The following is a 16,755-nucleotide window of genomic DNA, read 5'->3' as shown; positions in this document are numbered from 1 at the left end:
GGGCAGCTCAGATCAACCGCCGACCAGGCGGGGATAGAACAGCGTTTCCTGCGCGGTCGGATCGAACGATCGGATCCGGGTAACTTCGCCGGGCCCGGTCCGAAGAGCGGCGGTGAAGCCGGCTCCGGTCAGCTCCCGAAAGCGCCGTTCGGCTCGCGCCAGCGCTTCGGCATTGCCAGGATCAAACTCGTGGCGCGTGTCGCCAGTTTGGTCCATCACGATCTGGGTAGCCATGTTGAGTCTCCTCATGCCCAGCCCTGAACTCGATCAAAGCAAACGTCATGCCGTCAGTTCCAGTTGGCAACAACTTTCTCGCGCCGGCGCATCACTCCTTGCTGAGCAGCCCAAAACGAGACGAGATTGTCATCGCGTTCTAGGCTGTTGTTTAAGCATGATCTTTTCGGAAAACCGCTGCACACTCCTCCGGATCATGCTTTAGCGCGAGGCCGCGGCGCCTCCGCCCTCGTCGATCTGCCGGCCCATCAGCGCGATTGCCTTCTGATAGACGCCTGCAGCATTCCATGCCTCGATCGCGGCAAAATTCGGCTCGCCGGGCTGGTACCCGGCTCCCGCGCGCCAGCCATGGGCCTTGAGGAAATTCGCGGTCGAGCTCAGCGCATTGGCGGCAACTTCGAGGTTGCCGGTGCCGTAGGCCAGAATGCTCTTGGGCATGAACTGGGTCTGACCGACCTCACCATGCATGGAGCCGCGGGTTGATCCCGACAGCGTACCGCGGTCGATCAGCTTCAAGGCAGCATAGAGCTGGTCGGTGAAGAATTCGGGCCGGCGGCAGTCATAGGCAAGCGTCGCGATCGACGACAGCATGTTCTGATTGCCGCGCTGGCTGCCAAAGCCGGTCTCCATGCCCCAGATCGCGATCAAGGGTCCGGGCGGGACGCCATAGCGCTGCTGGATCGAGGCGAACAAGGCGGCTTGCGTCTGCTTGAGCTGCCGTCCCTTGGCAACGATGGTGGTGGCGCCGCGCTTGGCGAGGAACTGGTCGAGCGTCAGCGAAAAGCTGCGCTGGCTGCGGTCGGCCGCGATGGTGGCGCTGGCATAGTTCGTCTGCATCAGGGCCGAGAGTGCGGTGGGGCCGACGCCCTTGCCCTGCGCCTCCGCGCTGAATTCGCGTTTCCAGGCCTCGAAACCCGCCGGCGAGCTGCCGCATTGCGCAGCCTCGGCCGAGGAGGCCAGGCAACCGAGCAGCGTCATTGCGCCAAAAACCGCTCCCGCAACAGCCCTGCCCCTGATCATACCAATCTCCGTCCTGTACCGCTCGGCAGCGCCATCTTAACCGGTGGAACGCGCCGACTCCATGGCCGGATCATAGGACAATTCGAGGCCTTCCAGACCGCCCTCCTTGCGCCATTTGTCGAGCAGCCGCAGGAATGCCATCGGCCCGCGCCAATATTGGCTGTTTCTTGCCGCGATCGGATCGAACACGCCTTCGTTGTTGTAGTAGCCCGGCGTGCATTCGGCGAGATAGGTCTGCCGGCCGAGTGCGGCCCTGACGACCTCGTCGACCCAGGCGTTCTCGGCGGCAAGCGTCGGCTCCAGGGAGCGCGCCTTGCGCTTACGGGCCTCCTTGATGACATGGGCGATGTGCTGCGATTGTTCGTCGATAATGTGCGGAAAATTGGCGCTCTGTCCGGCCTGCACCGTGACGATCAGGAAGCAGTTCGGGAAACCGCGGCTGTAGAAGCCGTGCAGCGTCTTGACGCCGTCGCGCCACCGCTCGGACAGGCTCATGCCGTCGCGGCCATAGACCTCGAAGCCCATGCGGCGCGCGTAATCGGTGCCGACCTCAAAGCCGCTGGCATAGATCAGGCAGTCGAGCTCGTAGGCCTTGCCGTCGACGACGACGGCATTCTCCGTGATGCGCTCGACGCCCTGCCCTTTGGTGTCGACGAGATGCACGTTGGGGCGATTGAAGGTATCGAGATATTCGTCGTGGAAGCACGGCCGCTTGCAGAATGCCTTGTACCAGGGCTTGAGCGCAGCCGCGGTCGTCTCGTCCTCGACCACCGCGTCGACGCGGGCGCGGATCTCCTGCATCTTGCGGTAATCGGCCTGCTCGATCACCTTCAGCGCCTCGTCCATCGAGGTTACCGGCTGGGGCTGACGACGCGGCGCCAGCAGGATCTCGCCGAGCAGGCCGGTCCAGCCGTCCTGCACCAGATCCTGTTCGAACGGCTCGCCTGAAATCACGGCCGTAAAATTGTCCATGCGCTCGCGCTGCCAGCCTGGCTTGAGGCTCTGCGCCCAGGCCTGATCCGTCGGACGGTCGTCGCGAATGCCGATCGCAGACGGCGTGCGCTGGAACACATAGAGCTCCTTCGCCGAACGGCCGAGATGCGGCACACATTGCACCGCGGTGGCGCCAGTGCCGATGATGCCGACGCGCTTGTCGGCGAGACCGGTCAGGCCACCGTCCGCATTGCCACCGGTGTAGCCGTAGTCCCAGCGGCTGGTATGAAAGCTGTGGCCTTTGAACGTCTCGATGCCGGGAATGCCCGGCAGCTTTGGGCGGCTCAGCGGCCCCCCGGCCAAAATGACGAAGCGCGCGCGGATGCGATCGCCCCGATCGGTCTCGACCAGCCAGCGCGCCTCCTGCTCCTGCCATGTCATCCGCGAGATGACGGTCTGAAACAGCGCGCGCTCGTAGAGCCCGAAATGACGGCCGATGCGGCGCGAATGCTCGTAGATCTCGGGCGCCCGCGCGTATTTGCGCACCGGCATGTAGCCGGTCTGTTCCAGGAGCGGCAGATAGATGTAGCTCTCGGTATCGCAGGCGGCGCCGGGATAACGATTCCAGTACCAGGTGCCGCCGAAGTCGGCGGCCTTTTCCACGATACGAAAATCCTCGATGCCGGCGTCGCGCAACCGCGCACCACACAACAGACCGCCGAAGCCGCCACCGACGATGAGCACTTCGGTCGCTTCGCTGACGGCGGCGCGCGCAAATCCGGGATCGGCCCAGGGGTCGTCGAGATAGCGGCCGAATTCGCCCGTGACCTCGACATACTGCGCCTTGCCCTCGGCGCGCAGACGACGGTCACGCTCGTCGCGGTAGCGGACACGGAGCGCGGAAACATCGACCGTAGATGCGCCGGTTGTGCCGGTCTTGTGTCTTTCCGCTGACATTCATCTCCTCCACCGCGAACGCTGCTTCGCCGGCAGCTCACTTCACGTTAGCTCTGAAAAAGTGCCGCATGCAATCATGCTCGCTGTTTTTTGCGTGAACGCCGCGCGGCGTTCCGCTAACCTCGCGCGCAAAATCACAAGCCTGCGCCATGCAACGACGCGGCGATCTGGAGGAGACCATGCAGGGATTGATGATGGACATGCCGCTTCTGATCAGCGGCCTGATCCAATACGCAGCCGACTATCACGGCGAAGCGGAGATCGTCGCGCGCGAGATCGAGGGCGACATCCATCGCTACACCTATGCGGACGCCCATCCCCGCATCAAGCGCATGGCGCTGGCGCTCAAGAGGCTCGGCATGACTCCCGGCGACCGCGTCGGCACGCTGGCCTGGAATACCCATCGCCATTTCGAGATGTTCTACGCGGCGCCGGGCATGGGCTACGTCCTGCACACCGTCAACCCGCGGCTGTTTCCCGAACAGCTCGTCTACATCATCAATCATGCCGAAGACCGTCTGTTGTTCATCGACCGTGCCACGCTGCCGCTCGTCGAGGCGATCGCGCCGCAGCTCAAGACGATCGAGGCCTATGTCGTGATGTCCTCGCGCGAGCGCATGCCCGAGACGAAGCTCGCGAACGTCCATTGTTACGAAGAGCTTCTGGAGAAGGAGAACGAGGCCGGCTTCGCCTGGCCGGAGTTCGACGAGAAGTCCGCCTCGACCATCTGCTACACGTCGGGCACGACGGGTAATCCCAAGGGCGTGATCTACTCGCACCGCGCCGCGATCCTGCAGACGATGACCTGCTGCAATTTCGACTTCCTGCCGGGCCATGTCGAGGGCGTGCGCGAGGTGATGATGCCGATGGCGCCCCTCTTCCACGGCAATGGCTGGAACATGCCGTTCACGGCTCCCTATACCGGCTCGAAGCTGGTGCTGCCCGGCCGCAACTACGAGCCCGACAAGCTCTATGAATTGCTCGAGGGCGAGAAGGTCACGCTCTCGGCGGGCGTGCCCAGCTTCTGGCTGATCCTGCTCGACTGGCTCGGCCGCACCGGCAACAAATTCTCCACGCTGCGCGCAACGTTGTCGTCCGGCTCGGCGCCGCCGCGGGCGATGGTCGAGAAGCTGAAGCGCGAATATGGCATCGACTATATCCAGGCCTGGGGCATGACCGAGGCTTTGGGCTGCTCGATGCCGGGCTTGCGGCCCGGCTCGGAGCACCTCAGCGAGACGGAGAAATTCGACCGACGCCAGGTCTCGGGCCGGGCCTGTTTCGGCACCGCCTTGCGCATCGTCGACGATGCCGGCAACGAGCTGCCGCGCGACGGCAAGACCGTCGGTCATCTGCGCGCCCGTGGCCCCTGGGTCGCTTCCGGCTACATGAAGCTGGAGGAAGGCCTCGATCGCGACGGCTGGCTGATCACCGGCGACATGGCGGTGATCGACCCGCAGGGTCACGTCACGTTGACCGACCGCTCCAAGGATGTGATCAAGTCCGGCGGCGAATGGATCTCGTCGATCCAGCTGGAGGACATTGCCTTGTCTCACCCCGACGTGCTGCAGGCCGCCGTCGTCGCGATTTCGCACGAGAAATGGCAGGAGCGCCCCCTGCTCCTCGTCGTCCGCAAGAAGGGCGCGACCGTCGACGGCAAGACGCTGCTCGACCACATGCGCCCAAAGATCGCGAGCTGGTGGATGCCGGACGCGGTGGAATTCCTGGACGAATTCCCGATGACCGGCACCGGCAAGGTGCTGAAGTCGGCTCTGCGCGAGAAGTTCAGGGAATACCACGTCGCGTGACGCGACGCATCATCGCGCGGAAGTCCGCGCCGCCCTCGATCCAGGAGACGAAAGATGCTCTACCCGATGTCACCCAAAGTCGTCGAGCTCAAGCGCAAGCTCGAAAGCTTCATGGACCGGCACATCTATCCGAACGAGGAGCGCTTCTATCGCGAGGCCGAGGAGCTCGGGCCGTGGAAGGTCTATCCCGTCGTCGAGGAATTGAAGCCGCTGGCGCGCGCCGAGGGGCTCTGGAATCTGTTCCTGCCGGAGTCCGGCCACGGCGCGGGTCTTTCCAATCTCGAATATGCCCCGCTCTGCGAGGTGATGGGGCGCTCGCACCTCGCGCCCGAGGTGTTCAACTGCTCGGCGCCCGACACCGGCAACATGGAGGTGCTGGAGCGCTACGGCACCGAGAAGGACAAGGAGCGTTGGCTGAAGCCGCTGCTTGCAGGCGAGATCCGCTCCTGCTTCGCCATGACCGAGCCCGCGGTCGCCTCGTCGGATGCGACCAACATCGAGAGCTCGATCGTGCGCGACGACGACCATTACGTCATCAACGGCCGCAAATGGTACACGACGAATGCGACCGACCCGCGCTGCAAGATCTGCATCTTCATGGGCAAGACCGATCCCGACAATCCTGACCGCCACAAGCAGCAATCCATGATCCTGGTGCCGATGGACACGCCCGGCATCGAGGTGAAACGTCCCCTGCCCGTGTTCGGCTTCTACGGCGTGCCCGACCGCGCCTCCGAAGTGGTGTTCACCAATGTGCGCGTGCCCAGGGAAAACATGCTGCTCGGCGAGGGCCGCGGTTTCGAGATCGCACAGGGCCGCCTCGGGCCCGGCCGCATCCATCACTGCATGCGCCTGATCGGCCTGGCCGAACGCACGCTGGAGAAGATGTGCCGCCGCGTGCGCAGCCGGGTCGCCTTCGGCAAGCCGGTCTCGGAGCAGACGGTGACGCAGGAGCGCATCGCGGAAGCCCGCATCATGATCGAGCAGGCCCGGCTGCTGACGCTCAATGCCGCCTACGCGATGGACACGGTCGGCAACAAGGTCGCGAAAGCCGAAATCGCCATGATCAAGGTCGCCGTGCCCAACATGGCCTGCCAGATCATCGACTGGGCCATTCAGGCCCATGGCGGCGGCGGGACCTCGAACGATTTCGGACTGACCCAGGCCTACGCCACAGCGCGCTTGCTGCGGCTTGCCGACGGGCCGGACGAGGTTCACCGGAACCAGATCGCACGGTTCGAGCTGAAGAAATATTCGAACGCGTAGCTGGGCATTGTCTGTTTCGCTAACCGGTGGCGGCGACTTTCTTCCTTCTCCCCTTGTGGGAGAAGGTGGCGCGAAGCGCCGGATGAGGGGTATCCATCCGCACGCACGAATTTAGAGTTTCGCGCGCGGAGACATACCCCTCACCCGAGTTAGCTTTTGTCTACGAGCGCAGTTGCCCTCTCCCACAAGGGGAGAGGGCGCAATAATGCGCAGCGTCTCAGCCTCAATTCACCACATACACATCAGGGTCGGCACTCGAGCTCGGCTTCTTGAAGGCGTTGCGCAAGGCCGGAGACATCGGGACGTTGTAATTGAGGCCGTTCGGCGGGGTCGGCGATTGCAGCCACTTCTTGTAGAGCACCTCGATCTCCGGGCTTGCATAGAGCTCCGCTGTTGCGCGGTCGGCAAGCGCCTTGAATGGCGCGTCCTCCCGCCGCAGCATGATGCCATACGGCTCCGGCTTCGAGAACGCCTCCTCGCTGATCATGTAAGCTTGCGGCTCCTTCGACCGCGCGATGGCGACGGCGAGCTGCACGTCGTCGAGCGCGTAGGCCTGGGCGCGGTCGGTCTCCAGCAACAGGAAGGCCTCGGCCTGGTCCTTGGCCGGCATCAGATTGATACCGAGATTGCGCTCGGTGTTGACCTTGGCAAGCTGCGCCAGGTTGACCGATCCCGCCACCGCCGTGACCGCCTTGCCCTTAAGATCGTCGATGGTGTTGATCTTAGCGGCCTTCTTGGCCGCGAACCGCGTCGCGCTCAGGAAATGCGTGTTGGTGAAGGCGACCTGCTTCTGGCGGTCGGCATTGTTGGTGGTCGCCGAGCAATGCAGATCGAGCGTGCCGTTGACCATCAAGGGGATCCGGTTCGACGAGGTCACGGCGAGAGTGTCGACGGCGATGTCGGGCATGCCGAGCTGCTTCTTCACGGCCTCGACGATCTTGAAACAGATGTCCATGGCAAAGCCGACCGGCTTCTGGTTGCCGTCCAGATAACTGAACGGGACCGAGGCCTCCTGGTAGCCCAGCGTGATCTTCTTGCTCTCCTTGACCTTCTGGAGCGTGCCCGTGAGGTCTTCGGCTGACGCTGCGCCCGCAAGACATGTCAGGGCCAGGATAAGGGTGGGTAGACGCATCGGCTGCTCCTGGATGGGTCGTCGACCGGGGTCGAGACGAGATCGCGGAGGTCATAACCGACACATGCAGCGTCCACCAGACGGGACAGCGACTACCAGCTATCGCGCTTTTCGATATGGCCCGAACGGGAGGCGCTTCACTGACATGTCAGCTGCTGTTCGAACCAGCCGCTCAAGCGGTCCGACAGCGGTGGCCAGATCCGCTGGAAGTTCACGAGCTTGCCCACGCCGGTCCGATACAGCGCCCGCAACTCCCGCTCGATGGCCGGCAGGTCAACGCCGGAACAGACTCCGTCCCTCACGATCGTCTTGCCGGCGACGACGACCTCCTTCACCAGGGACGCATTGCCGCGCGCGAACAGCAGCGCCATGGGGTCGACCGGCATGATCCGGTCGCGGTCGAGCCGGTCGAGATCGATCACGACGTAGTCGGCCGGGCTTCCGGTATCGAGCTCGCCGCTCCCGGGCGCGCCGGTGGCGCGACGCCCATTGCGGATGGCCAGCGAAAACATCTCGGCCGGCGTCCACGTCTGCTTGAAGCCGAGGCCGCCATGGGCCATCTGCACTAGCCTCATTTCTCGCAGGATGTCGTCGTCCTCGTCCAGCGCCAGCCCGTCGACGCCGACAGCGATGGCGCAGCCGCATTTGTGCGCGGCGGCAATCGGAGCGAGCCCCGAGCGCAGATGCATGTTCGAGCTGAAATTGGTGACGATGCGCGTACCGGAGGCCGCGATCACCTCCAGCTCATCCGCGCGGGCGTGGATACAGTGCGCCAGCGTCAGCCGCTCTGAGAGGAAGCCAATGTCGCGTAGCCAGCGCACCATGTCCGGAAAATTCTGATCGGCCCAGGCGCGCTGGTACACGGTCTCCAGCAGATGCATGTGGATCCGGCGACCGGTCCGCGCCGAATTCTCCGCCACCGCTTCCAGCAGCGGCTTCGAGCACCATTGGACGCCGGCAGGCCCGAGCTGCACGTCCACCATCGGACCGGCGATGGCCGCGGCAATGGCGTCCGTAAGTTCAATGTACGCCTTTGGCGACATCGGCGCACGGACGAACAGCTCCTCGACGGTCTTGCGATCATGGCCGGAGAGACCCGAGAGCGCCGGCTCGGCATCACCGTAGACGATCGGATTCTGGTCACGCACGGCCATCGCAAACGCGATGCGGATGCCGACGTCGGACGCAGCCTTCGCGATGGCTTTCGCCTCGTCGACCAGGGGCATCGTCCCGCTCGGACGCGTGTAGTGGACCATCATCGCCGCGCAGCCGGCCCTGGCGGAACGCGCCAATGCGGAGGCCGCGGTCAGATAGGGATCAACAGGCGTGCCCAGCGCGGTGCGCAGGATCCAGCTTTCCAGGGGCATGCCGACCGCGCCGAAGGACGATGCGGTGGCACGGGCGTGGTCATGGGCGTTGACGAAGGCCGGGATGACGAAGGAGCGAGGTCCCGGACCCGCTCCTTCCGCGATTTCGGTGATGACGCCGCCATCGTGCCGCAGCACGACGTTGTCGCTGACACCGAGTTCAAGGCCACGAAACAGGCAGCTTGCCGAAATCTCCGTGGCCATGGCCGTCGCTCCAGGATCAGTTGGCCGTATACATCAGCTCCCGCTCCGCGCGGGGCGGCAGGAATTCGCGCGAGAACACCTCCGCCGGCGTCGGCGCACGGGCGAGCTGATAGCCCTCGACCACGATGCCGATGGCGCGTGCCATGCGGTCATCCTTGATGTCGCCGATGCCGATCTCCTTCATCTCCGGCGAGACGATCAGCTTCTCGAAGGAATATTGCAGCCGGCGCTTCTCGACATCGGCGTTGATGAGGTTGTCATAGTTCATCGCCGCCTTCATGCCGGCATTCTGGTCCTTGGCAACCGCGATCGCACCCTTGTTGATGGCGCGAACCAGGCCCGCGACGGCCTTCGGGTTCGAGGCGATCAGCTTGCGGGAGACCATCACACCATTCGAATAGAGATCGAGGCCGTACTCACCGAACGAGAACCATTTGAAATCCTTGTCCGGATCCTGACGATTGAGCACCAGGTTGAAATAGCTGGTGATGTTGAAGACGAGCGCAGCATCGATGTCGCCCTTGATCAGCATCGGCTCCTGCAGGTTCGGCGCCATGTTGGAGATCTTGATCTTCTCGCCGTCGAGACCGTTCTTGCGGGTGAACACCGGCAGGAGGCGCGTCGTCGGCGTGCCCTGCGCGCCGCCCAGCGTGTGGCCTTCGAAATCCTTGATGGTGTTGATGCCGCTGGTCTTCTTGGCGACGATCGCGAACGGCGGCTGGTTCCACATCATGTAGACCATGACGGGCGCCTCCTGCGGCTTGGTCGAGGCGTTCTGGATGATGGCATTGACGTCGCCGAAGCCGGCGTCATAGGCGCCGGACATCACACGCGTGACGGTGGCGCCGGAGCCCTCGCCCTGGTCGATGATGACGTTGAGGCCTTCCTCCTTGAAGAAGCCGTTGTCCTTGGCATAGAAGAACGCGGCGTCGCTGCCCTGGGTCTTCCAGCCCAGCGTGAACTTGATCGTGGTTTCTTCCGCCGTGGCGGCTCCTGCGGACAGCGCCAATCCCACCAGCGCCGCACTTAACTTCCTCAACATCGAGACCTCCTCAGCTTCATTGCATGACGGTTCAGGAATTTCAGGTTGCGATCACGTCGTTCTTGCGCGTGGCCCAGCCGGTGACCCGCCCCTCGATCAGCGAGAACACGACGTAGAGTGCGACGCCGAGCCCGGCGAGCACGAACAGGCCGGCGAAGACCAGCGGCACGTTGAAATTGGAGGACGCGGTCATCATGACGTTGCCGATGCCGCGGTTGGAGGCGACGGTCTCCGACAGCACCGCGCCGACGAAAGCGTAGGAGATCGCGACCTTCAGCGAGGCAAAGAAGAAGGGCATGGTCCTGGGCAGGCCGACGTTCCAGAGGATGTCGAGCTTGCTGGCGCCGAGCGCCTTCAAGACGTCCTCGAGTTCGGGCTCGGTGGTCGCAAGGCCCGTGGCGATATTCACGACGATCGGGAAGAAGCAGATCGACAGCGCGGTCAGCACCGCCGGCACCGTGCCGGAGCCGAACCACAGCACGAAGATCGGCACCACCGCGACCTTGGGGATCGAGGAGAAGCCGATCAAGAGCGGATAGCAGGTGTCATAGGCCGTCTTCGACACGCCGATGATGGCGCCGAGGGCGACGCCGAGCGCGACACCGAGGACGAAGCCGAACATCGTGGTCGCCAGCGTCTGCACGATGTGCGGCCAAAGCACCGGAAAGCGCTGGTACAACGTCAAGAACACCTGCGAAGGCCGCGGCAGCACGAGATCCGACATGCCGGTCATCAGGCAGAACAGCTCCCAGGCGACGAAGAACAACACGATCAGCCCCGCCGACCACGCCTTCTGCCTGACATCGATCCCGAACATCAGCCTGTCCCCTGCTCAGCCGCGCTGCGCGCATCCTCGATGAAGGTCCGCAGCTTCTGGTTCAGCGCGACGAATTCCGGCTCGAAGGTCATGGCGACCGTGCGCGGCCGGGCAAATTCGACGCGGCTGTCGTCGAGGATGCGGCCGGGACGCGCGCTCATCACGCAGATGCGACTGGCGAGAAAGCCGGCCTCGCGCAGATCGTGGGTGACCAGCAGCACAGTCGGCTTGTGCGTCATCCAGAGGTTCTGCAGGATCGCCCACAGCTCTTCGCGGGTGAACTGGTCGAGCGCGCCGAACGGCTCATCCAGCAGCAGCATGCGCGGCTCGTGGATCAGGGCGCGGCAGAGATTGGCGCGCTGGAGCATGCCGCCGGAGAGCTGCCAGGGGTAACGGCTGCCAAAGCCCTTGAGGCCGACCTGCTCCAGCAGCGCGTTGGCCTTGTCGCGGAATTCCGTCCTGCGCAGCTTCCGGAAATTCGAGCGGAACGGCTCGACGATCTTCAGCGGCAGCATGATGTTCCGCTCGATCGTCATCCACGGCAGCATGGTCGGATTCTGGAAGGCCATGCCGACCCGCATCGCGCGCGCCGCGACTTCGCGGCCGCCCACGATGACGACGCCGCTGGTCGGCTGCACGAGGCCGCTGACGAGACGCAGAATGGTCGATTTGCCGCATCCTGATGGGCCCACCAGTGCGACAAACTCGCCGTCGGCGATCTTCAGCGTGGTCTTGGACAGGGCGGGCACGGCGCGGTCGCCGCGCCCAAAGGTCACGGAAGCCTCGGACAGCTCGATGGCCGTGGCGCCTTCGGGAACGGGCTGGCCGTCGAACTGGGCGTTGGGTTGCATGCGCATCACAGCAAAAGTGCATGCAAGCTGGGTGCCAGTCTGCGGTCCCCGCAAATTCAATGATTTGCCAAATGTCCGCGGTGCCCGGCCGGATTCCATTTAAGCAATCTCGGCATCAAACTGCATGCAATTGGAGCGCCGGATCGCTGCAGGACTGTGCTAAAGAGAGGCTTCGACCCACCCCAAGGATTCGCCGATGGCGGCGCGCCACAGCAGCAAGACTTCTGAATCGTCGGACAAGGTCAGCGTGATCTGCCGCGCGCTCAGGCGCGCGATCATCGAGCAGGCGCTGGAGCCCGGCGCAAAGCTGCCGGAGGATGCACTCGGCGAGCGTTTCGGCGTCAGCCGCACCATTGCCCGCCATGCGCTGGGCCAGCTCGCAGCGGAAGGCCTCGTCGAGCTGCGCCGCAACCGGATCGCGGTGGTGGCAACGCCGAGCTGGCAGGAGGCGCGCGATGCCTTCGACATCCGCATCGAGCTCGAACGGCTCGTCGTGCGCCAGCTCGCGGGCAAGCTGACCAAGGCGCAGATCGCCGAGTTGAACGCCCATGTCGACGCCGAGGATCGCGCGCGCGGCGGCACGGATGCGGTCTCGATCCGGCTCGCCACCGAATTCCACATCCTGCTCGCGCACATGACGAACAGTCCGATCCTGGTGCGCTATGTCAGCGAGGTCGCCTATCGCTGCTGCCTGACGCTGTCGCTCTACAGCCGGCCGCATTCCAGCGAATGTGCTATCAACGAGCACCGCGCCATCATCGCCGCGCTCGCCAAGGGCGACGAGGCCAAGGTGATGGAGCTGATGCATCATCACCTGGATTCCGTGGCCAATCGCGCGCTGGTGGCCCCTACCCCCCAGCGCGGCCGGGATCTGCTCGATATCCTCGCCCCCTATGCCGACGAGGTGACCAGCGATCGCGTCGTCAAGCTGCCGAAAATCGCGCGGAGGGGCTAAGCCTCGATGCCGCGCTGAACGAGGATGCGCTCGGCGCTGTCGTTCCACACGTCCATCTTCACGATCTGACCACCCCGGACGACGAAGCGATCGACGTAGCGATTGCCCTCGAATGGCGTGCCATCCATCCACTCGCCGTAGAGCGTGCCGACGCTGTAGACGACGGTCTCGTCCGTACCGGGGCAGACATCGAAGCGGTCCATCTTCTTCTTCACCCAGCGATAGCGCCTGGCGTTGAAGCCGGTCGGCCCGCGCGGATGATCGAACTCGCGCCCGCCGGTAAACGTGATCACCGTGCCCGGCTTCATATAGGCCGCCGCGGCATCGGGATCGGGAATCATCGACGCCGTAAGATAGGCTTCGACGATCTCGGCGTCGGTCATCGGACGTTCGGCTTGTGCGGGGGCGGACATGGCGGGTTCTCCAAGCGGGAGATATCTTACGATCCATGGGCCAAAGTGCATGCATATTTTTTGAACATTCGAGCGGCATAAGTGCACACAATCTGGAGCTGCCTGCTCCTCCAGCTTCGGCTAGCTTGCCAAAGCTGAATTTGACGCCATGACCGCCGAGCCCGCCTTCGACCTGATCTTCCGCAACGCGCTGTTGCGCTCATCCGCCGCACCCGTCGATATCGGCGTGAACGGCGGCCGCATCGCCGCGATCGAGCCGAAGCTGACCTGCGAAGGGCTTGGCTGCGAGGCCGTCGAGGTCGAGGTCGGCGGCCACCTCGCCCTGCCCGGCTTTGTCGATACCCACATCCATCTCGACAAGGCCTGCCTGCTCGGCCGCTGCGGGCACAATCACGGCAGCGTCTCGGATGCGATCCGCGCCGTCGCCGGGATGAAGAAGGATTTCACCGTCGCGGACGTCTACGCGCGCGGCGCAAGAGTGCTCGAACGCGCCATCGTGCACGGCACCACGCGCATGCGCACGCATGTCGAGATTGACCCGCGCATCGGCTTGCGCGGTTTCGAGGCGGTGAAGGCGCTCAAGCGCGACTACGCCTGGGCGATCGATCTCGAACTCTGTGTGTTCCCGCAGGAAGGGCTGACCAACGATCCCGGAGCCGAGGAACTGCTGATCCAGGCGCTGCGCAACGGCGGCGAGGCCATCGGCGGCTGTCCCTACATGGACACCGACCCGAATGCGCATCTCGCGCGCATCTTCGATCTCGCCGAGGAATTCGACGTCGACGTCGATCTCCATCTCGATTTCGACCTCGACCCCTCCTGGTGGCATCTCGACGAGGTCTGCCGCCAGACCGAGCGGCGCAACTACGGGGGACGCGTGGCGATCGGCCACGCTACGAAGCTGGCGGCTTTGCCGCCGGAGCCGCTCAAAGCCGCCACCGCGCAGTTGGCAAAAGCCGGCGTTGCCGTCACCGTGCTACCCGCGACCGATCTCTATCTGATGGGGCGCGAGGCCACCCACAACGCGCCGCGCGGACTGACACTCGCCCACAAGCTTGCGGGCGAGGGCATCGTGTGCTCGGTCGCGACCAACAACGTGCTCAATCCTTTCACCCCGTTCGGCGACGCCTCGCTGCTGCGGATGGCAAATTTCTACGCCAACGTCGCGCACGCCTCGGTGAGCGATTTCGACACCTGCCTCGATCTGGTGACCGAGCTGCCGGCCCGGCTGATGAACCTTGACGATTACGGCATCAAGGTCGGCAATCCCGCCGACCTCATCGTGCTCGATACGCAAGACAGCCGCTTCGCTGTCGCCGAGCTGCCCGATGTCCTGATGGGATTCAAAGGCGGCCGACAGACATTTGCACGGCAACGGCCCACCCTGTTCACTCCCAGGAGCTGAGAGCGGTTCCGCTCATATCCCGAACATCGCGCGATGCCTGCACGCGGGCGTTCCGAGTCGGTCATCACGACGTCGGGACCCCTGCCTGGCCACGGAGTTTTATTTTACCGCCGGATCGAGCCCGCCCGAGACCGGTAGAATCCCGGACCGTAGCCGAACGCGTTGCGAGGCCGGCGACGCCGACCATAACTACGATCCGCCCTGACCATCTGCGTTCAGTGGAGAAGTATCGGTATGTTCAGCTCATTCGGCAGCATCGATGATGAAACGCCCACCGATACGGCGGTGAAGCGGCTCGACGGCATCGGCCACGTTCTTTCGGGTCTCGATATCTCGGCGATCCAGACGCAGGACGACATGAACCGCACGCTCTGGACGCTCGACGCGGCCAGCAAATGCGTTCGCGCCGTGCTGGCGGAGTTCCGCACGCAGCCGGCCACGGAACAGCTGGTCCGCAAATCCAGACATCTGATCGACCTGATCGAACGCGCCCGCGATCAGGTCGTGAGCTTTCAGGAAAGCCGCGCGGTCCTGAGCTGATTACTTGGTGCGGTTGATCTTCGCGAGGATTCGGTCGGCCTCGGTCCGCCAATCCGCGCCGCTGGCGAACTCTTTCGTGCCTCTGGCGCCAAACAACCCTTCATCGGCGAGATCAGCCACCCAGGCCTGACGTTCGGCAGTGCCTTGCGCTGACCATGGCGTCAAACCCGCCTCGCGCACGGTTTCGGCGACCTCACGCACTTCCTCGGCGCGGCGACGGCCGTGCTCGATCACGCGCTGGAAGCAATAGGCGCCCTGTTTCTCCCAGTCGATGCCGGGAAACGTTTCTGCGAGCGAGGCCAGCACCGCGTCCTCGACACCATAGGCGCGCGCGGTGGTGAAGCTTTCGATCACCATCGCTTCCAGGCCCTTGATCATGATGCTGCGGCACATCTTCACCGCAGAGGAAACGCCGAGCTTGTCGCTCGCAACCTTCGCGGCAAAGCCGATCGCGTTCAACAGCGGCTCCAGCTCCCTCGCACCGGGCCCGCCGAGCAGCAGCGGCACCTTGATGCGATAGGGCGGCACCGAGGTCATCACCGCGCCCTCGACATAGCGCCCGGCAGCGCCGTCGATCAGGGCGGCGGCGCGCTGCTTGGCACCCGGAGAAGCCGAGTTGAAATCGAGGAACCAGGTGCCCTGATTGATCGCCGCGGCACAGGCCTTTGCGACCGGAACGGCCTGGCTTGCGGTGACGGCGGAAACAATGAAATCGGATTTCGCGGTCAGCTCGGCGTGCGAATCCGCGAGCGCCACACCGAATTCTGCCGCATGCTCCTTCAGCAACGCGCCCTGCTCGTTTCCGAGCTTCATATCGTAGGCTGACACCTTGATATCTTGCTGGCGCAAGTCCTCGGCCAGAATCCGCCCGACCTCGCCATAGCCGACCAGTCCGATCTGCCAGCGCCTGGGATCACTTGCCATCAGTTCAATCCTCGTGTCGTCTCATCGAAGAGTTCCTCGACCGCATAGCGCTGCGGAATCAGCGCCTGCTGGAATGCGTAGTCGATGATCAGCTCGAGCGGCTTTCTGTTCGCTTCGATCCCGAACGGGATGAGGTCGGGCGTCGCCGCGGGCCCTGCCCGCTCCTTGCTCCGCTTGAGCAGATCATAGACGCCCGCGACCACGTCGGGCCGCGATTTGGCAAGCTGCTCGGTCACGACCACGAGATGGTTGACCGGCACGACGCCGCGACGGGCGTACCATTTGGCGGCCTCGGCGGCGGGATCAGGGAATAGCGGCTTCAGCTTGGGATTGTCAGAAGTCTCGCCGAGCACGGCATCGAGCTCGCCGTCGATCAGCATCTGGAGAATGTTCTTGTCCTTCGGCGCGCGCTCGGTGGTGTCGACATATTCGGCCACGTGCGGATCCTCGAAGGTCACCCAGCGGATCTTGTCGAGATTGACGCCGTAGTCGTTGGCGAGGATACCCCTGATCCAGGCGCCCGTCGTGGTCGTGAAGGAGCGGATACCGACACGCTTGCCTTCGAGATCGGTCGGCCCGAGCGTCCCCCTTTCAGGATTGTAGAGCGCGTAGGCATGCTGGAAGCGCCCGAGCATCGTCGCCGGCAGCAATACCAGCGGCTTGCCGTGCGCTTTCGCCATCAGGTAGGTGACGATCGCCATCTCGCAGACGTCGAAGGCCTGCTCGCGCACCATCGGTTTGAATGCCGTGTTGGTCGGCGTATACGTGATGAAGTCCAAATCGAACAGATCAGAGCGGAGCTCGCCGCTCTTCACCGCCTGGACATGAGGGTGGCTGCCGAGAACGGCTTTCAGCTTGAGACGATCCATCCGCCCGCTCCGCTTTCCGTC

At 64.1% G+C, this 16,755-nt stretch carries 16 protein-coding genes; 5 read left to right on the top strand and 11 right to left on the bottom strand.

Going from position 1 to position 16,755, the window contains the following annotated elements:
* Positions 1 to 12: 12 nt before the first annotated feature.
* From ABIA42_RS10300 to ABIA42_RS10290, 3 genes are all read right to left on the bottom strand, one after another.
* Positions 13 to 234: a hypothetical protein gene (locus ABIA42_RS10300; protein ID WP_007592399.1), complete on the bottom strand. Its 222-nt coding sequence runs from the start codon at positions 232 to 234 to the stop codon at positions 13 to 15.
* 201 nt (positions 235 to 435) lie between these two features.
* Positions 436 to 1,254, bottom strand: a complete 819-nt coding sequence (locus tag ABIA42_RS10295) for a lytic transglycosylase domain-containing protein (protein WP_370113830.1) — start codon at positions 1,252 to 1,254, stop codon at positions 436 to 438.
* Between the two features lie 36 nt (positions 1,255 to 1,290).
* Complete coding sequence (locus tag ABIA42_RS10290) at positions 1,291 to 3,144, bottom strand: flavin-containing monooxygenase (protein WP_370113831.1); 1,854 nt, start codon at positions 3,142 to 3,144, stop codon at positions 1,291 to 1,293.
* 179 nt (positions 3,145 to 3,323) lie between these two features.
* Here ABIA42_RS10290 and ABIA42_RS10285 point away from each other — a divergent pair, with 179 nt between their 5' ends.
* Together ABIA42_RS10285 and ABIA42_RS10280 are read left to right on the top strand one after the other, a co-directional pair.
* Positions 3,324 to 4,949, top strand: coding sequence for a long-chain fatty acid--CoA ligase (locus ABIA42_RS10285; protein WP_370113833.1), 1,626 nt, complete (start codon positions 3,324 to 3,326; stop codon positions 4,947 to 4,949).
* A gap of 54 nt (positions 4,950 to 5,003) precedes the next feature.
* A complete protein-coding gene (locus ABIA42_RS10280; RefSeq protein ID WP_370113834.1) occupies positions 5,004 to 6,215 on the top strand; it encodes an acyl-CoA dehydrogenase family protein in 1,212 nt (403 codons plus the stop codon).
* 223 nt (positions 6,216 to 6,438) lie between these two features.
* On the opposite strand, the gene ABIA42_RS10275 is transcribed toward ABIA42_RS10280, so the two are convergent.
* The 5 genes from ABIA42_RS10275 to ABIA42_RS10255 form a co-directional block, all read right to left on the bottom strand.
* A complete protein-coding gene (locus tag ABIA42_RS10275; protein WP_271529091.1) occupies positions 6,439 to 7,347 on the bottom strand; it encodes an amino acid ABC transporter substrate-binding protein in 909 nt (302 codons plus the stop codon).
* A gap of 137 nt (positions 7,348 to 7,484) precedes the next feature.
* Complete coding sequence (locus ABIA42_RS10270; protein ID WP_370113835.1) at positions 7,485 to 8,918, bottom strand: amidohydrolase family protein; 1,434 nt, start codon at positions 8,916 to 8,918, stop codon at positions 7,485 to 7,487.
* A 16-nt stretch (positions 8,919 to 8,934) separates the two neighbouring features.
* A complete protein-coding gene (locus ABIA42_RS10265; RefSeq protein ID WP_271529093.1) occupies positions 8,935 to 9,960 on the bottom strand; it encodes an ABC transporter substrate-binding protein in 1,026 nt (341 codons plus the stop codon).
* Between the two features lie 40 nt (positions 9,961 to 10,000).
* Entirely contained in the window at positions 10,001 to 10,777 is a 777-nt protein-coding gene (locus tag ABIA42_RS10260; RefSeq protein WP_271529094.1) for an ABC transporter permease, read from the bottom strand.
* Entirely contained in the window at positions 10,777 to 11,634 is an 858-nt protein-coding gene (locus ABIA42_RS10255) for an ABC transporter ATP-binding protein (protein ID WP_271529095.1), read from the bottom strand. Before ABIA42_RS10255 ends, ABIA42_RS10260 begins: the two co-directional genes overlap by 1 nt.
* A gap of 190 nt (positions 11,635 to 11,824) precedes the next feature.
* On the opposite strand from ABIA42_RS10255, the gene ABIA42_RS10250 reads away from it, so the two are divergent.
* Complete coding sequence (locus ABIA42_RS10250) at positions 11,825 to 12,583, top strand: GntR family transcriptional regulator (RefSeq protein ID WP_271529096.1); 759 nt, start codon at positions 11,825 to 11,827, stop codon at positions 12,581 to 12,583.
* Here the strand turns inward: ABIA42_RS10250 and ABIA42_RS10245 are convergent.
* On the bottom strand, positions 12,580 to 12,996 hold the full coding sequence (locus ABIA42_RS10245) for a nuclear transport factor 2 family protein (protein ID WP_370113838.1): 417 nt from the start codon (positions 12,994 to 12,996) through the stop codon (positions 12,580 to 12,582). The two genes, ABIA42_RS10250 and ABIA42_RS10245, sit on opposite strands and share 4 nt — an antisense overlap.
* Positions 12,997 to 13,144: 148 nt before the next feature.
* On the opposite strand from ABIA42_RS10245, the gene ABIA42_RS10240 reads away from it, so the two are divergent.
* Both ABIA42_RS10240 and ABIA42_RS10235 read left to right on the top strand, forming a co-directional pair.
* Positions 13,145 to 14,401: an amidohydrolase family protein gene (locus ABIA42_RS10240; protein ID WP_370113840.1), complete on the top strand. Its 1,257-nt coding sequence runs from the start codon at positions 13,145 to 13,147 to the stop codon at positions 14,399 to 14,401.
* Positions 14,402 to 14,686: 285 nt separating this feature from the next.
* The gene (locus ABIA42_RS10235) at positions 14,687 to 14,941 is read left to right on the top strand and encodes a hypothetical protein (RefSeq protein WP_348522394.1); all 255 of its coding nucleotides are present in this window, start codon (positions 14,687 to 14,689) and stop codon (positions 14,939 to 14,941) included.
* Here ABIA42_RS10235 and ABIA42_RS10230 read toward each other — a convergent pair whose 3' ends face one another.
* Both ABIA42_RS10230 and ABIA42_RS10225 read right to left on the bottom strand, forming a co-directional pair.
* Positions 14,942 to 15,865, bottom strand: coding sequence for a DUF1932 domain-containing protein (locus ABIA42_RS10230; RefSeq protein ID WP_370113842.1), 924 nt, complete (start codon positions 15,863 to 15,865; stop codon positions 14,942 to 14,944).
* Positions 15,865 to 16,734, bottom strand: coding sequence for a hypothetical protein (locus ABIA42_RS10225; protein WP_370113844.1), 870 nt, complete (start codon positions 16,732 to 16,734; stop codon positions 15,865 to 15,867). The genes ABIA42_RS10230 and ABIA42_RS10225 overlap by 1 nt, the downstream gene beginning before the upstream one ends.
* Between the last annotated feature and the right edge of the window lie 21 nt (positions 16,735 to 16,755).

Origin of the sequence: Bradyrhizobium sp. USDA 327, from assembly GCF_041262065.1 — a bacterium.
Lineage (GTDB): Bacteria > Pseudomonadota > Alphaproteobacteria > Rhizobiales > Xanthobacteraceae > Bradyrhizobium > Bradyrhizobium liaoningense.
This window is presented reverse-complemented; position numbering and strand designations above follow the sequence as displayed.

Excerpts from the sequence above, each read along its gene's own strand:
- ABIA42_RS10300 (WP_007592399.1), bottom strand. The coding sequence starts at position 234 with ATGGCTACCCAGATCGTGATGGACCAAACTGGCGACACGCGCCACGAG.
- ABIA42_RS10260 (WP_271529094.1), bottom strand. The coding sequence starts at position 10,777 with ATGTTCGGGATCGATGTCAGGCAGAAGGCGTGGTCGGCGGGGCTGATC.
- ABIA42_RS10270 (WP_370113835.1), bottom strand. The coding sequence starts at position 8,918 with ATGGCCACGGAGATTTCGGCAAGCTGCCTGTTTCGTGGCCTTGAACTC.
- ABIA42_RS10295 (WP_370113830.1), bottom strand. The coding sequence starts at position 1,254 with ATGATCAGGGGCAGGGCTGTTGCGGGAGCGGTTTTTGGCGCAATGACG.
- ABIA42_RS10240 (WP_370113840.1), top strand. The coding sequence starts at position 13,145 with ATGACCGCCGAGCCCGCCTTCGACCTGATCTTCCGCAACGCGCTGTTG.
- ABIA42_RS10280 (WP_370113834.1), top strand. The coding sequence starts at position 5,004 with ATGCTCTACCCGATGTCACCCAAAGTCGTCGAGCTCAAGCGCAAGCTC.
- ABIA42_RS10225 (WP_370113844.1), bottom strand. The coding sequence starts at position 16,734 with ATGGATCGTCTCAAGCTGAAAGCCGTTCTCGGCAGCCACCCTCATGTC.
- ABIA42_RS10250 (WP_271529096.1), top strand. The coding sequence starts at position 11,825 with ATGGCGGCGCGCCACAGCAGCAAGACTTCTGAATCGTCGGACAAGGTC.
- ABIA42_RS10255 (WP_271529095.1), bottom strand. The coding sequence starts at position 11,634 with ATGCGCATGCAACCCAACGCCCAGTTCGACGGCCAGCCCGTTCCCGAA.
- ABIA42_RS10285 (WP_370113833.1), top strand. The coding sequence starts at position 3,324 with ATGCAGGGATTGATGATGGACATGCCGCTTCTGATCAGCGGCCTGATC.
- ABIA42_RS10245 (WP_370113838.1), bottom strand. The coding sequence starts at position 12,996 with ATGTCCGCCCCCGCACAAGCCGAACGTCCGATGACCGACGCCGAGATC.
- ABIA42_RS10290 (WP_370113831.1), bottom strand. The coding sequence starts at position 3,144 with ATGTCAGCGGAAAGACACAAGACCGGCACAACCGGCGCATCTACGGTC.
- ABIA42_RS10230 (WP_370113842.1), bottom strand. The coding sequence starts at position 15,865 with ATGGCAAGTGATCCCAGGCGCTGGCAGATCGGACTGGTCGGCTATGGC.
- ABIA42_RS10265 (WP_271529093.1), bottom strand. The coding sequence starts at position 9,960 with ATGTTGAGGAAGTTAAGTGCGGCGCTGGTGGGATTGGCGCTGTCCGCA.
- ABIA42_RS10275 (WP_271529091.1), bottom strand. The coding sequence starts at position 7,347 with ATGCGTCTACCCACCCTTATCCTGGCCCTGACATGTCTTGCGGGCGCA.